This window comes from Bacillus sp. TSO22, from assembly GCF_020223595.1.
GTDB lineage: Bacteria > Bacillota > Bacilli > Bacillales > Bacillaceae > Bacillus > Bacillus inaquosorum.
On record NZ_JAHAWO010000004.1, the window covers coordinates 476209 to 491475 of the forward strand.

At 45.9% G+C, this 15267-nt stretch carries 16 protein-coding genes and 1 other RNA gene; 16 read left to right on the top strand and 1 reads right to left on the bottom strand.

Features of this window, described 5'->3' with window-relative positions:
* Nucleotides 1–116 precede the first annotated feature (116 nt).
* From smpB to azoRB, 9 genes are all read left to right on the top strand, one after another.
* Nucleotides 117–587: an SsrA-binding protein gene (gene smpB, locus KHQ79_RS07340; RefSeq protein ID WP_003220025.1), complete on the top strand. Its 471-nt coding sequence runs from the start codon at nucleotides 117–119 to the stop codon at nucleotides 585–587.
* A gap of 176 nt (nucleotides 588–763) precedes the next feature.
* Nucleotides 764–1126: a transfer-messenger RNA gene (ssrA, locus tag KHQ79_RS07345) on the top strand.
* Nucleotides 1127–1309: 183 nt separating this feature from the next.
* Entirely contained in the window at nucleotides 1310–2104 is a 795-nt protein-coding gene (locus KHQ79_RS07350) for an SDR family NAD(P)-dependent oxidoreductase (RefSeq protein WP_225514645.1), read from the top strand.
* Between the two features lie 110 nt (nucleotides 2105–2214).
* On the top strand, nucleotides 2215–2787 hold the full coding sequence (locus KHQ79_RS07355) for a TetR/AcrR family transcriptional regulator (RefSeq protein WP_225514647.1): 573 nt from the start codon (nucleotides 2215–2217) through the stop codon (nucleotides 2785–2787).
* On the top strand, nucleotides 2784–3143 hold the full coding sequence (locus KHQ79_RS07360; RefSeq protein WP_225514649.1) for a DMT family transporter: 360 nt from the start codon (nucleotides 2784–2786) through the stop codon (nucleotides 3141–3143). Before KHQ79_RS07355 ends, KHQ79_RS07360 begins: the two co-directional genes overlap by 4 nt.
* Nucleotides 3140–3544 (top strand): YvaD family protein, encoded by a 405-nt coding sequence (locus tag KHQ79_RS07365; protein ID WP_084993386.1) that lies wholly within the window; start codon nucleotides 3140–3142, stop codon nucleotides 3542–3544. Before KHQ79_RS07360 ends, KHQ79_RS07365 begins: the two co-directional genes overlap by 4 nt.
* A 15-nt stretch (nucleotides 3545–3559) precedes the next feature.
* The gene (locus tag KHQ79_RS07370; RefSeq protein WP_003235161.1) at nucleotides 3560–3709 is read left to right on the top strand and encodes a hypothetical protein; all 150 of its coding nucleotides are present in this window, start codon (nucleotides 3560–3562) and stop codon (nucleotides 3707–3709) included.
* A gap of 101 nt (nucleotides 3710–3810) precedes the next feature.
* Nucleotides 3811–5721, top strand: a complete 1911-nt coding sequence (locus KHQ79_RS07375) for an FUSC family protein (RefSeq protein WP_225514651.1) — start codon at nucleotides 3811–3813, stop codon at nucleotides 5719–5721.
* Between the two features lie 130 nt (nucleotides 5722–5851).
* Nucleotides 5852–6487: an FMN-dependent NADH-azoreductase AzoRB gene (gene azoRB / locus KHQ79_RS07380; RefSeq protein ID WP_019259473.1), complete on the top strand. Its 636-nt coding sequence runs from the start codon at nucleotides 5852–5854 to the stop codon at nucleotides 6485–6487.
* A gap of 35 nt (nucleotides 6488–6522) precedes the next feature.
* Here the strand turns inward: azoRB and KHQ79_RS07385 are convergent, their stop codons facing one another.
* Complete coding sequence (locus KHQ79_RS07385; protein WP_250648200.1) at nucleotides 6523–7647, bottom strand: oxidoreductase; 1125 nt, start codon at nucleotides 7645–7647, stop codon at nucleotides 6523–6525.
* 79 nt (nucleotides 7648–7726) lie between these two features.
* On the opposite strand from KHQ79_RS07385, the gene csoR reads away from it, so the two are divergent.
* From csoR to KHQ79_RS07420, 7 genes are all read left to right on the top strand, one after another.
* Nucleotides 7727–8032 carry a copper-sensing transcriptional repressor CsoR gene (gene csoR / locus KHQ79_RS07390; RefSeq protein WP_014115157.1) on the top strand — a complete coding sequence of 102 codons (306 nt, stop codon included), beginning with the start codon at nucleotides 7727–7729 and terminating at the stop codon, nucleotides 8030–8032.
* 73 nt (nucleotides 8033–8105) lie between these two features.
* Nucleotides 8106–8315 carry a copper chaperone CopZ gene (gene copZ / locus KHQ79_RS07395; RefSeq protein WP_040081817.1) on the top strand — a complete coding sequence of 70 codons (210 nt, stop codon included), beginning with the start codon at nucleotides 8106–8108 and terminating at the stop codon, nucleotides 8313–8315.
* A gap of 83 nt (nucleotides 8316–8398) precedes the next feature.
* Complete coding sequence (gene copA / locus KHQ79_RS07400; protein WP_225514654.1) at nucleotides 8399–10810, top strand: copper-exporting P-type ATPase CopA; 2412 nt, start codon at nucleotides 8399–8401, stop codon at nucleotides 10808–10810.
* Between the two features lie 159 nt (nucleotides 10811–10969).
* Nucleotides 10970–13078 carry a heavy metal translocating P-type ATPase gene (locus KHQ79_RS07405; protein ID WP_225514656.1) on the top strand — a complete coding sequence of 703 codons (2109 nt, stop codon included), beginning with the start codon at nucleotides 10970–10972 and terminating at the stop codon, nucleotides 13076–13078.
* 119 nt (nucleotides 13079–13197) lie between these two features.
* On the top strand, nucleotides 13198–13866 hold the full coding sequence (gene bdbD, locus KHQ79_RS07410; protein ID WP_133486014.1) for a disulfide bond formation protein BdbD: 669 nt from the start codon (nucleotides 13198–13200) through the stop codon (nucleotides 13864–13866).
* A 4-nt stretch (nucleotides 13867–13870) separates the two neighbouring features.
* Nucleotides 13871–14287 carry a disulfide oxidoreductase gene (locus KHQ79_RS07415; protein ID WP_003235152.1) on the top strand — a complete coding sequence of 139 codons (417 nt, stop codon included), beginning with the start codon at nucleotides 13871–13873 and terminating at the stop codon, nucleotides 14285–14287.
* A 185-nt stretch (nucleotides 14288–14472) separates the two neighbouring features.
* Nucleotides 14473–15081: a trimeric intracellular cation channel family protein gene (locus KHQ79_RS07420; RefSeq protein ID WP_003219999.1), complete on the top strand. Its 609-nt coding sequence runs from the start codon at nucleotides 14473–14475 to the stop codon at nucleotides 15079–15081.
* The last annotated feature ends 186 nt before the right edge of the window (nucleotides 15082–15267 follow it).

The window sequence follows — 15267 nt, forward strand, 5'->3', positions numbered from 1 at the left end:
GCTCTATTTGCTTTCTTTCGGAAACAGCTTTTCATTGTAGCGGTACGTGACATTTGGTAAAATAGAGCGTATCGCAAAAGGTGGACAGTTTTTCCTTAGAGAGAGGAGGTTCTGGCATGCCAAAAGGGTCAGGAAAAGTATTATCTCAAAATAAGAAAGCCAATCACGATTATTTTATAGAAGAAACCTATGAAACAGGCATCGTTCTGCAAGGAACCGAAATCAAATCGATTCGCGCCGGCCGCGTAAACCTTAAGGATTCCTTTGCCAAAATCGAACGGGGAGAAGTGTTTCTTCACAATATGCACGTCAGCCCGTATGAGCAGGGAAACCGCTATAACCACGATCCGCTCCGGACGAGAAAGCTGTTAATGCATCGCAAGGAGATTAATAAGCTGATCGGGTTAACAAAGGAAAAAGGCTATTCCCTCGTTCCGCTGAAGCTGTATTTGAAAAACGGCTTTGCCAAAGTGCTTCTCGGCCTTGGAAAAGGGAAGAAGAACTATGACAAACGGGAAGACCTGAAGCGCAAGGACGCGAAGCGGGAAATCGAAAGAGCGTTCAGAGACAGTCAAAAAGGCTTCTAAAGGCATAGTGCTTGATTCAAAAATCAGGCCTGTGCTATACTGTGTTCACGATCAGATCATAACGCTTTTCATTTCAAGGATTTGACAATTGAAAAGAACCGTGATCGTGTTATAATAAGACTATAGCCAGTTTGAGTGAGAGCTTGATATTTTCTCCCGTATTTCCCTTATAACAAGGGGACGTTACGGATTCGACAGGGATGGATCGAGCTTGAGCTGCGAGCCGAGAGGCGATCTCGTAAACACGCACTTAAATATAACTGGCAAAACTAACAGTTTTAACCAAAACGTAGCATTAGCTGCCTAATAAGCGCAGCGAGCTCTTCCTGACATTGCCTATGTGTCTGTGAAGAGCACATCCAAGTAGGCTACGCTTGCGTTCCCGTCTGAGAACGTAAGAAGAGATGAACAGACTAGCTCTCGGAAGGCCCGCCCGCAGGCAAGAAGATGAGTGAAAACATAAATATGCAGGCTACGCTCGTAGACGCTTAAGTAATCGATGTTTCTGGACGTGGGTTCGACTCCCACCGTCTCCATACATACTGACAATAAAGCAGAACCTCTTTGAGGGTTCTGCTTTATTTTTTCTCCAGATCACAGGCACCAAAAAGTGCGTACTTCCATTTCAATCCCAGCTGTTTCATACTGATTGCAGAGCAGATGTTTCACCAAACGCATTTCTGTCAATAAATAAGAGGAATCAAAAACGGAGGGATGAACGAATGAAGCTGAATTTACAAGGAAAAACCGCACTGGTGACTGGTTCGACATCGGGAATCGGAAAAGCCATTGCCTCTTCGTTAGCTGAAGAAGGCGCGGCAGTGATCATTAACGGACGCCGGGAAGAGAAAGTGAATCAGACGATAGATGAATTGAAAACACAACATTCTGAAGCGGTACTATATCCGGCTGCATTTGATTTGGGAACAGAAGAAGGCTGCAATGAGCTGTTTCAGGCATATCCAGAGGTTGATATTTTGGTCAACAATTTAGGGATTTTTGAACCGGCGGAGTACTTTGATATTCCCGATGATGAATGGTTTCGTTTTTTTGAAGTGAACATTATGAGCGGGGTAAGGCTGACACGCAAGTATTTGCACAACATGATAGAGAAAAAAGAAGGGCGCGTGATTTTCATTGCCAGTGAAGCGGCGGTTATGCCGTCACAGGAAATGGCCCATTACAGTGCGACAAAAACGATGCAGCTGTCCATTTCCCGCAGTTTGGCGGAGCTGGCAACCGGCACGAATGTCACGGTCAACACCGTCATGCCGGGCTCTACCTTAACAGAGGGTGTGGAAACCATGCTGAACTCGCTGTATCCTGATGAAAACCTGACTGTTCAAGAAGCTGAGGCACGTTTTATGAAAGAAAACCGGCCGACATCCATTATTCAAAGACTGATCCGTCCGGAAGAAATCGCCCACTTCGTTACATTTTTAAGCAGTCCGCTTTCCTCCGCGATCAATGGCGCGGCGCTTCGGGCGGACGGCGGTTTGGTTCGCAGTGTCTTTTAAACCTCTCCTTTTGGGAGAGGTTTTTTTATGTGTTGTTGATTTCCATAAATTGCTGTCGTATAATTTTGGTACCAATATAGTTTTATTAGTACCGAAAGCGAGGGATTGATTTGGAAAAAAGAATTCTGGAGGAAACCATCCGGCTGATCAGGCAGAAAGGATTTTCATTTACGATGAATGATTTGGCAGCAGTGCTGGGAACGAGCAAGCGGACGCTCTATGCGCATTATTCATCAAAAGACAAGCTTGCGGAAGCGGTCGTTGAGCAATTTATCGCAGAGATGAAGCAAATGGAAAAAGACATCTATGAAAATGAAAGTTTAGACATTCTTGAAAAAGTGAAAAAAATGCTGATCGGTCTTCCGCAGGGGATGGAACTGCTGAATATGGGATTATTAAGTGATCTGAAGAAATACCATTACGATGCGTGGCTTACATTAGATACGTTTATTAAGGAAGAATGGACAATTGTCCTTGAATTATTAAACGAGTGCAAACAGCAAAAGAGAATCAGAAGCATCAATCCGGACCTGTTTGTTCACATGTATATAGGAAGCATCAACCAAGTGTATGATCCCGAATATCCGCTCAAACATCAGTTCACGACAGGAGAGGTTCTTGAATCGATTGTAGATGTATTGTTTAACGGCATAACAGCTGATGAGGAGGCTGATGCTACGTGAATTGGGTGTTTCTATGCTTAGCGATTCTGTTTGAAGTTGCCGGGACGGTCAGCATGAAGCTATCGTCGGGTTTTACAAAGCTTACTCCCAGTGTCCTGTTGATTTTCTTTTATGGCGGGAGTCTTTTCTTTCTGACGCTTACGCTAAAATCAATTGATGTCTCTGTCGCTTATGCTGTATGGTCAGGGATGGGGATTGTCCTGATTACAGTCGTTGGTTTTTTGTTTTTTCAAGAGAATGTTAGCGTCATGAAACTCATTTCAATCGGATTGATTATCGGCGGTGTTGTGTCTTTAAACCTGATCGATCATCGGGCGCAGTCTGAGCCGATACATAAAAGCGGGCAGTACAAATGAGATATATGAAACTGTTTTTTCTCGTGACTGATATTGGTTTTATCTTGTACTGGCTGTCAGCTGGGTTTTCGCTGATACCGGAAAGCTGGGCTTTTAAACATCATGACCATCCGTTTATGATCGCCTGGAACTGGTCCTTTTTCCCGCTGGATATCCTGATCTCTTTCACAGGATTGTACAGCTTGTACTTGCAGCGGAAGAACAGTGCTGACTGGAAGCTGATGGCGCTGATTTCTCTTGTACTGACCTGTTGTTCAGGCCTTCAGGCGATTTCATTCTGGACATTCAGCCGGGACTTCGATCTTGTTTGGTGGCTGTTTAATGGGTATCTATTGATTTATCCTTTATTTTTTATTCATCTTCTCTTAAAAGAAAGCAAATGGACAAAGCAGTGCTGTTAGGCGCTGCTTTTATTTTTGTCTTTTTTTAAATCGCCGCAAAATTCGATTGAAGAACATGAACAAATCATTGCGGCATGTAGGGAAAAGGATCGGAAAAAAGCTGCTGAGTTGACGTACAGCAACTGGATCAAGCCGATTCAGGATATTGCGAATAAACTGATGTAAAGCAGGCAGAGACGTATGGTCTCTGCGAAGGCGTTTTTGGGGCATACTATAGTGAATAATCGGGAAAAGTCCTATACATTCATAGAAAAGGATTTTGTCAAATGAACAAAACTGTTGAGAACAATCAAAGAACCATGCCCAGCATCGTGAAGGATGCCTTTCGCATTCATGCGAATCCATTTCCATGGAAAAAGGCGATCGGATCAGGGATCGCTTCAGGGTTTCCTGTGCTGATCGGCGCATTGGCGGGTCACACGGATTATGGTTTAACTGCAAGCATCGGGGGCTTTGTTTATTTATATGCGGGCGGTGAATCGTATAAAAAGCGCGCTTTGAAGCTGCTCTTGGTTTCCATTGGGATCGCGCTCTCATTTGGATTAGGCACTATTTTGTCTGGGACGGTTTGGATAATGGCGGCTGTCCTGGGCTTGATTGGTGCAGCTGCGATGTTTATTTTTAGCGCGCTCGGTATACAAGGTCCTGCGCCGATGTTTTTTGTCCTTGCCTTTTTAGTCAGCTCCGGGCTGCCGGCCGATCCTTCACAAGCGTTGTTCAGATCGGGACTGACGTTTCTCGGCGGCATTTTCGCCATGGGTATCGCCTTAATCGGCTGGTTATGGAACAAACATGGACCGGAGGAGGCGGTGCTGCAAAAAACATATCATCAGCTGGCTGCATGTCTTTCAGCCGTCGGTACGCAAGGCTTTCATAATGCGCAGCATCAGACGGTGCTTATGCTCAGAACAGCTCGTCAAACGGTTCTCGGCAAGGGGAACAGGCGGAAAAAATCACAGTATGATGAACGATTTTTCCGCCTGCTCGAAAAAGCTGACGACATATTCCTTGCCATTATTCATTTTTCAGCTGAAACGCCAGACAGAGAGACGGCCGAGATTGAAAAGGCACTCCGTCAAACCGGAGATGCGCTGGGGCATGCTCGTAGTTCCAGTGCGTTTCAGATTAAAGAGAATGAATCTGAGCCAAGCCGGAAGCTGTTTGAAGAAATCAATGAGGCTTTGTCTATCGCTTCAGGACGGAATGATAAGCAATCGGACGGGGAACCGAGCCGCCTGCCAGCCTCTTTTTACTTTTTGAGAAATGCCTTTGACTGGCAGTCTCCCGTTTTGATACGGGCATTAAAGTACGGAATTGTGCTGTTTGCCGCCGATATGTTTGCCCTCACATTCGGCTTTGCACGCTCCTATTGGATTCCGCTTTCGGCAGCAGCGGTCATGCTTGGCACTACTGTTCTCTTTACGCTTCACAGGGCCAATCAGCGTTCAATCGGAACCGTGATCGGTGTTGGGCTGGCAGGAGCAATCCTGTTTGTTAAGCCGGGCGGTGTTTATATTGCGTTGTGTATTGCAGCGCTGCAATGTCTTCTTGAGATGCTGATTGTCCGCAATTATGCGCTGGCGGTTCCTTTTTTGACCGCAAATGCGCTTGTCATAACAGAAAGCATGCATGGCGGCTCGGACGTCGGTTATTTTATGATAGCGAGGCTGACGGATGTAGCTGTTGGCAGTGTAATCGGGCTATTGGGAACGATGGTTTTGTGGAGACGGTTTTCAACGAAGCGGCTGCCTGAACTAATGCGGGACGTGATTCGGCTGGAAGGGCACTTTATGGAGAAACTGTTGACCGGGCAGAAAGCAGACGAGAACAAGTTAAGGGTGAGTCTGGTTAGGCTTCGGGATGCGTATGACAAGGCGCTTGGGGACTTTCCTAACGCGAATGCAGATGTGCTTTGGCCTGCCATTTCCGGTGCTCAGCACTTAGGGTATTATTTGCTCTCGGCCCAAGCCCATCATCGACCGCCTGCTCCGTTTTCTGAAAAAGAGATGAACCAGTTAAAAGTGTTTTTTGAACAGGCTGAGCAATCCGCTTTGATGAAAAGGATGCCGGCTGACATACAAGTGCAGCATATTCCTTATTACCCGCGTATCAGTAAAGAGCTCTCCGCACTGTATTCGGGCTTGCGGACAGCTTTCGAAAAGAGAAGTAATCTTTAATTCAAGATGTTTTACTTGAAAGTAATTTTTAGTGCCCCTATAATAAAGACTAATAGAGAAAGAATAATCATGATGCGTCTGTATGATAATAATTGATGTGTGATTTTTAAAAACGAAAGGGCTGGTAAAAATGGCAAAAGTATTGTATATCACTGCTCACCCGCATGATGAAGCAACTTCTTACAGTATGGCAACAGGTAAAGCATTCATCGAATCTTACAAAGAAGCGAACCCAAATGATGAAGTTGTACATATCGATTTGTACAAAGAAAACATCCCGCACATTGACGCGGATGTATTCAGCGGCTGGGGCAAGCTGCAGTCAGGCACAGGCTTTGACGAGCTTTCTGAAAGCGAAAAAGCGAAAGTGGGCCGTCTGGGAGAGCTTAGTGATCAATTTGCATCTGCTGATAAGTACGTATTCGTTACTCCTTTATGGAACTTCTCATTCCCGCCAGTAATGAAAGCGTATCTTGATTCTGTTGCAGTTGCAGGAAAATCATTCAAATACACTGAACAAGGCCCGATCGGCTTGTTAACTGATAAAAAAGCGATTCATATCCAAGCGCGCGGCGGCTACTATTCTGAAGGCCCTGCGGCTGAAATGGAAATGGGTCACCGCTACATCGGCATCATGATGAACTTCTTCGGTGTACCATCATTCGATGGCATTTTCGTAGAGGGACATAATGCGGAGCCTGATAAAGCACAGCAAATCAAAGAAGACGCGATTGCGCGTGCGAAAGAAGCAGGAAAAACATTTTAATGAAAAAGCCTCCCTTTTCTTGGGGAGGCTTTTGTTTATTTCACCAGCATAATGGTTCGTTTCTCTTCACTGCTTTTCATCGCGGCTTCAATGATGCGAATAACATCAATTCCTTCCTCAGCGGTGACGGGCAGCGCAGCGCCTTCTCGTATACTCTCTGCTACTTTGCGGTAATAGGTAAGGTAGGAGCCATTTACTGATGGGATGGTTTCTGTTTTTTTGTCCGTGCCATGAACGGTTGTCAGCTTTCCGTAAAACTCCGGATCATCCGCTCCCCAGCTGTCATCCTCCGGTTTTCTTCCCGCTCTGAGTGCGTCTTCCTGTCCGTCGATTCCGTATTTCATAAAGCTGGCATGTTGTCCGTGGATTTGATAACGAGGGCCGTTTGCCGGAACGATCGATCCTCCGTATAGAATGGCTTGGAGTTTGCCGTAATCCAGAGTCAAATGAAAATAGTCAACGGTTTCGGCATTTTCACGCTGGGCCATTACGTTTGCAGTCACGGCTTTTGGCAACCCGAACAAATGCAGGGCTTGGTCTATGATGTGGGAGCCGAGATCATACAGCGTACCAGTGGCCGAGCCTCCTTTTTCCCGCCACCGTGCTTGAACCTCAGGTCTGTAGCGGTCATAGGAGACTTGATATGTATTGATATCTTCAAGGGATCCGTCAGCGATCAGCTTTTTAATCGTTAAAAAGTCGTTATCCCAGCGCCGGTTATGATAGACACTTAACAATACACCTTTTTCATCGGCAGCCTTCTTTAATTTCTCCCCTTCTTCGGCCGTCGCTGTCATGGGTTTTTCGATCACAACATGTTTTCCGGCCTGAATGCATGCCATAGCGTGCTCGTAATGAAGGCCGCTCGGTGTGGTGACAATGACAAGCTCAATGGCCGGGTCATTTGTGATGTCCTCAAGTTCATGCACAACTTCTGCATCCGGAAAATCCCGTTTCACTTCTTCTGTCCGCGATGTCATGACTTTGCTGATGTGATACTCTTCCAGAACAGCAAGCAGCGGCGCGTGAAAAACAGAACCAGACAGTCCGTACCCTAATATCCCAACCTTTATCGTATCCACTTTTCTTCTCCCCTTTAAAAGCGTTTTCACAAGAGATATATACCCTCCTGTATAAATGGTAAAACCTAACTGATTCATTTTTTTGCGGCGGCATGCTTAGACAACAGTTTGGACAATCAGTATAATGGGAATTAATATAAGAAACAGAGGTGTACGCATGGAGAAGCATAACGAACATAAAGCATTAAACCATAAAAGCTCGAAAGAAAAGGATCAAATCACAAACCGGCTGAAACGGATAGAAGGCCAAGTCAGAGGCATTCAAAATATGGTGGAAAACGATAGATATTGTGTAGATATTCTTGTGCAGATTTCAGCTGTTCAGGCGGCAATGAAAAATGTGGCGCTTCACTTGCTTGAGGACCACGCCCATCACTGTGTAGCAGATGCCATCAAAAGCGGAGACGGGGAACAGGCCATTTCTGAGCTTTTGGACGTATTTAAAAAGTTCACAAAATCATAAAGTCTTTTTTTGTTGCAATACCCTACGGGGGTATGGTAGGATGAAAACAGAAAGATAAACAGGAGGAATTCAAATGGAACAAAAAACATTGCAAGTTGAAGGAATGTCTTGTCAGCACTGCGTCAAAGCTGTGGAAACGAGCGTAGGAGAACTGGACGGCGTCAGTGCTGTTCATGTCAATCTGGAAGCGGGAAAAGTCGATGTTTCGTTTGATGCTGACAAAGTATCAGTCAAGGACATTGCGGATGCGATAGAAGATCAGGGCTATGATGTAGCCGATTGATTCAAGGTGTCGCGCCTTTAGGGAGGCGCGATATTTCTTTCATTTTTATATACCCCCCGGGTGTATATAAAGGAGTGAGTAGATTGAGTGAACAAAAGGAAATCGCGATGCAGGTATCGGGTATGACCTGTGCGGCATGTGCCTCCAGAATTGAAAAAGGCCTGAAGCGGATGCCCGGTGTGACGGATGCCAATGTCAATCTGGCAATGGAAACGTCAAATGTCACCTACGATCCCGCTGAGACAGGGGCTGCAGCGATTCAGGAAAAAATAGAAAAGCTGGGCTATCACGTCGTGACAGAAAAAGCTGAATTCGATATTGAAGGCATGACTTGTGCAGCCTGTGCCAATCGGATTGAAAAGCGGCTTAACAAAATAGAAGGCGTCACAAATGCTCCTGTAAACTTCGCTTTAGAAACGGTCACGGTCGAGTACAATCCAAAAGAAGCGTCTGTCGGCGATTTGAAAGAAGCGGTAGATAAGCTGGGATATAAGCTTCAGCTGAAGGGTGATGAGGAACGAGAAACGGAAGCTTCTAAAAAGAAAGAAGAACGGAAGCAAACGGCGAGACTGATCTTTTCAGCGGTTCTGTCATTTCCATTGCTTTGGGCGATGGTGAGCCATTTTACGTTTACATCGTTTATTTGGGTGCCGGATATATTCCTCAATCCGTGGATGCAGTTTGCGCTGGCGACACCGGTCCAGTTTCTGATCGGCTGGCCGTTTTATGAGGGTGCGTATAAGGCGCTCAGAAATAAAAGCGCCAATATGGATGTATTGGTCGCGCTCGGAACAACGGCTGCTTATGCTTACAGTCTTTATCTTACCATCCAAAGCCTTGGTTCCCATGGGCATACAGACGGCCTTTACTATGAAACAAGCGCGATTTTGCTGACGCTGATTTTATTAGGCAAGCTGTTTGAAACAAAAGCAAAGAGCCGTTCTTCGGATGCAATTAAAAAACTGATGAAGCTCCAAGCGAAAACAGCGACTGTCGTAAGAGACGGACAGGAGCAAATCATTCCGATAGACGAAGTGCTAGTCAATGATATTGTTTACGTCAAACCGGGCGAACGAATTCCTGTTGACGGGGAAGTGGTTGAAGGCCGCTCGGCAGTAGATGAATCGATGATTACAGGAGAAAGTCTTCCTGTTGACAAAGATCCAGGTGACAGTGTGACAGGTGCAACCGTCAACTCAAACGGCTTCCTGAAAATCAAAGCTGTCAACGTTGGAAAGGATACGGCACTTTCTCATATCATCAAAATTGTCGAGGAAGCACAAGGGTCAAAAGCGCCGATCCAGCGTCTCGCTGATCAGATTTCCGGCATTTTTGTGCCTATCGTATTGGGGATTGCCGTTCTCACTTTCCTCATTTGGTATCTTTGGGCGGCTCCCGGCGATTTTGCCGAAGCGATCAGCAAGTTCATTGCGGTTCTTGTCATTGCATGTCCTTGCGCCCTCGGCCTTGCCACTCCGACGAGCATTATGGCCGGATCTGGGCGCGCTGCTGAATTCGGAATTCTCTTTAAAGGCGGCGAGCATTTAGAAAAAACACATCGTCTCGATACGATTGTTCTTGATAAAACCGGAACTGTAACAAACGGGAAGCCGCGACTGACTGATGCCATTCCGTTCGGCCGTTTTGAAGAAACAGATCTGCTTCAATTTGCGGCGGCAGCCGAAACGGGATCAGAGCATCCGCTCGGTGAAGCGATTGTTGTCGGTGTGAAAGAAAAAGGGCTTGAGATACCGAGGCTGACCCGCTTTGAAGCAAAGATTGGCGCAGGCATTTTGGCTGAAGCCGGAGGCAAAACCATTCTCGTCGGCACAAAAAAGTTAATGGAGAGCGAACAGGTTGAGCATGGTGCACTTCTTGCCCAAATGGAAGAACTTGAGGCAGAAGGAAAAACGGTTATGCTTGTATCCATTGATGGAGAAGCAGCGGGACTTGTAGCCGTTGCCGATACGATAAAAGACACGTCTCGGAAGGCCGTGGCCCGTCTGAAAGAGTTGGGCCTGGATGTCATCATGATGACAGGTGACAATCACAGAACTGCAGAAGCGATTGCGAAGGAAGCGGGAATTACAAGTGTCATTGCCGAAGTCCTTCCAGAACAAAAGGCGGCGGAAATTTCCCGCCTGCAAAAAGAAGGCCGTCAGACGGCCATGGTGGGCGACGGAATTAACGATGCGCCGGCGCTTGCCACAGCCGATATCGGCATGGCGATTGGAACAGGCACGGACATTGCCATGGAAACAGCGGACATTACGTTGATTCGCGGAGATTTGAACAGCATTGCCGACGCCATCCGCATGAGCAGATTAACAATGAAAAACATTAAACAAAACTTATTCTGGGCGCTTGGTTATAACAGCCTCGGTATCCCAATCGCAGCGCTCGGATTTTTAGCGCCGTGGATAGCGGGAGCAGCAATGGCATTCAGCTCCGTTTCTGTTGTTCTGAATGCGCTGCGTCTGCAGAAAGTAAAATAAAAACCGGCCATATGCCGGTTTTTGTTTTTCATTGACACTTTCTTGGAAAACGACATATAATAGACGTAACCAATATATGAGTATGTGCTCATATATATAAATTCAATACCAATACTCATTGATACGCTTTGAAGAGGGAACCCTAAATCGGAAGGTAAGGTGAGACTAGTGAAACAGGAATACGTTCTGGACGGTTTGGATTGCAGCAATTGTGCCCAAAAAATCGAAAACGGAGTCAAAGGCATAAAAGGCATTGACGGATGTGCGGTTAATTTTGCGGCAAGCACCTTGACTGTCTCAGCCGATGGAAAAGAAGAGCAATGGGTCACCAATAAGGTGGAGAAAAAAGTGAAATCAATCGATCCGCATGTAACGGTTCGTCAAAAGCATAAACAGAAATCAGCTGATGACGGCTATCGTCATCGAATGATCAATATGCTGATCAGAATGGCGGCGGCTATCATACTCGGAGCAGCAGCATATGTCGTTCATTCCGGAACCATTGAATTTATACTTTTCCTCGCTGCCTACTTGATCATCGGCGGTGACATTATCATCCGTGCAGTCAAAAACATCAGCCGCGGTCAGGTGTTTGATGAACATTTCTTAATGGCTCTTGCCACAATCGGTGCTTTTCTGATTCAGCAATACCCTGAAGGCGTAGCCGTTATGCTGTTTTACCAAATCGGTGAGCTTTTTCAAGGAGCCGCGGTCAGCCGGTCCAGAAAATCAATCAGTGCGTTAATGGACATACGGCCTGATTACGCCAATGTCAAAACAGAGAACGGCATCGAACTGGTTTCTCCGGAGGACGTACAGACAGGAGACATCATTGTGGTCAATCCGGGAGAAAGCATACCCCTTGACGGTAAGGTCATGCAGGGATCAGCGATGGTTGATACGTCTGCTTTGACAGGTGAGTCCGTTCCGAGAAAAGCTGCAGAAGGACAAGATGTGATGTCAGGCTTTATCAATCAAAACGGCGTTCTGCATATTGAAGTCACAAAGGGCTACCAGGAATCTGCAGTATCAAAAATATTAGATTTGGTTCAGAATGCGAGCAGCCGCAAAGCCCGTACAGAAAACTTTATCACGAAGTTTGCCAAGTATTATACACCTGCTGTTGTGATCATCGCGGTATTGCTGGCCTTTGTCCCGCCGCTGGTGATTCCTGGCGCCGCACTTTCCGATTGGGTGTACCGTGCACTTATTTTCTTAGTGATTTCTTGTCCATGTGCGCTTGTGGTCTCTATACCGCTCGGTTTCTTTGGCGGAATCGGCGCAGCCTCAAAGGCCGGAGTGCTTGTGAAGGGAAGCAATTATTTAGAAGCCTTGAATCAAGTCAAATACGCGGTGTTTGATAAAACAGGAACATTAACAAAAGGAAGCTTTGAAGTGACAGAAATCAAACCTGCGGAAGGATTTACAAAGGACACATTACTTGAAGCGGCGGCATATGCTGAGCTTCACTCCCAACATCCAATTGCTGAATCTGTGCGTAAAGCTTACGGGAAAATACTTTCATCTGATGCGATAGAGTCATACGAGGAAATATCCGGCCACGGCATTTTTGCAAAAGTAAACGGAACAGAAATCCTTGCTGGGAATAAGAAGCTCATGGATAGAGAACAGGTTAAGGGCGTCCCGGATGAACATGCCGGAACAATCGTGCACGTTGCTGTTGATCAACGCTATGCCGGAGCAATCATCATAGCGGATGAAGTAAAAGAAGATGCAGCACAGGCGGTTGCTGATCTGAAGTCGCTTGGAATCAAACAGACAGTTATGCTGACAGGTGATTCGAAACAAACGGGAGAAGCCGTCGGAAAACAGCTTGGCATCGACGAGGTGTATGCGGAGCTGCTGCCGCAGGATAAAGTGTCGCGGGTCGAAGCATTGGAAGCCAAGCTTTCGCCAAACGAAAAACTCATTTTTGTCGGTGACGGCATCAATGATACGCCGGTGCTTGCGCGCGCGGATATCGGAGCGGCCATGGGAGGCCTTGGCTCAGACGCCGCGGTAGAAGCCGCAGACGTCGTGCTGATGACAGATCAGCCGTCGAAAATAGCGGAAGCGATTCGGATTGCGAAACGGACAAGGCGAATCGTGTGGCAAAACATCGGCTTTGCTTTAGGAGTAAAAGCGATCTTTCTCATTCTTGGAGCATTTGGAATTGCGACCATGTGGGAAGCGGTTTTCTCAGATGTCGGCGTTACCCTGCTCGCTGTGGCAAACGCCATGCGCGTTATGCGTCTCAAAAACAGATAAATTGTCGGAGAGAATTCATTTTTTCGGGGTTTTCTTATAGGCACTTGTCTTGTTAAAATAAAGAAGTGGGTCAATTGCGATCCGCTTCTTTTTTAATTTGAAAACGATGAGGTGTCGGAGTGAAAAAGAAACAGCAGTCTTCTGCGAAATTCGCGGTCATCCTTACGATTGTGGTTGTTGTATTGCTAGCAGCCATTGTAATCATTAATAACAAAACGGAACAAGGCAATGAAGCGGTTTCCGGACAGCCTTCTATCAAAGGCCAGCCTGTGCTTGGCAAGGATGATGCACCGGTAACTGTAGTAGAATTCGGAGATTACAAATGTCCGTCTTGTAAGGTGTTTAACAGTGACATCTTCCCAAAAATACAAAAAGACTTTATTGATAAGGGCGATGTGAAATTTTCATTCGTGAACGTCATGTTCCATGGAACAGGTTCAAGATTAGCGGCTCTTGCATCAGAAGAAGTATGGAAAGAAGATCCTGACTCTTTCTGGGCATTCCATGAAAAGCTGTTCGAAAAACAGCCGGACACAGAACAGGAATGGGTGACCCCAGCCGTTCTCGGTGATCTTGCAAAAAGCACCACAAAGGTAAAACCTGAGACGCTCAAGGACAATCTTGATAAGGAAACATTCGCTTCTCAAGTGGAAAAGGATTCTGACCTTAATCAAAAAATGAACGTAAACGCAACACCGACGATTTACGTAAATGATAAAGTGATTAGTGATTTTTCAGATTATGATGAAATCAAAGAAACAATAGAAAAAGAGCTGAAAGGGAAGTAATCATATGAAAAATAGAATTGTATTTTTATATGCTTCCTGGGTTGTGGCTCTTGTCGCTATGCTTGGCAGCCTGTATTTCAGTGAAATCAGAAAGTTCATTCCATGTGAACTGTGCTGGTACCAGCGTATCCTCATGTATCCGCTCGTCCTGATTTTAGGCATCGCCACCTTTCAAGGTGACACACGCGTGAAAAAATATGTGCTCCCCATGGCGATTATCGGGGCATTTATTTCGATCATGCACTACTTAGAGCAAAAAGTGCCCGGCTTTACCGGCATTAAGCCGTGTGTAAGCGGCGTGCCGTGCTCAGGCCAATATATTAACTGGTTTGGTTTTATTACCATTCCATTCCTGGCCTTGATTGCTTTTATCCTGATTATCGTTTTTATGTGTCTGCTGAAAGGCGAAAAATCTGAATAACAAAAAAGCGCCCGCTGTATGCCGGGCGCTTTTTTTATCTCGAAAACTCATGCTCGATAGCGTTTGGTGTACTCTCTCTAAATTTATCTTTTTTTATCGTGAAATTGTTATTGATTTTACGCTTGAGCGATTATAAAATCTAGAGGTCGTCAGAAAATTTAACAAACATAAAGGGAGTCATCAGAATGGCTTGGGAGCTGCTCAGTGTGATTGGTATCATTGCGTTTGCAGTCAGCGGCGCAATCGTTGCGATGGAAGAGGAATATGATATTTTAGGAGTTTATATATTAGGGATTGTCACAGCTTTCGGAGGGGGAGCGATCCGCAATTTGCTGATCGGTGTTCCGGTGTCAGCACTATGGGAGCAGGGAGCGTACTTTCAAATCGCGCTCTTATCCATTACGATTGTGTTTTTGTTCCCGAAGCTGCTGCTGAAGCATTGGAATAAGTGGGGCAATTTATCAGATGCGATCGGTCTCGCAGCCTTCGCTATCCAAGGCGCATTGTATGCCGTCAAAATGGGCCATCCGCTTAGTGCCGTCATCGTGGCAGCGGTGCTGACGGGAAGCGGCGGCGGAATCATTCGCGATCTTCTTGCCGGGCGCAAACCGCTTGTGCTGAAAGCAGAAATTTATGCGGTCTGGGCGGCTCTCGGCGGTTTAATCGTCGGCTTGGGCTGGCTGGGAAACTCGTTCGGCTTGTACGTACTGTTTTTCGTGCTCGTTGTTTGCCGCGTTTGTTCCTATATGTTTAATTGGAAGCTGCCAAACCGTTCTTTTCGTTTAGATAACTAACATTAAAAAACCGATTTCAATTTTGAAATCGGTTTTTGTGCATATAAATAACCCAAACCTTGATTGATATTGGGTGAATGTGCTAAGATAAATTGTATTTGCGTATTTTTATCATATATTGAATATATGTATCCAATTATATTTTACAGTATTTCTTCAGTGTTTGTCAACTATTTTCTGGAGGTG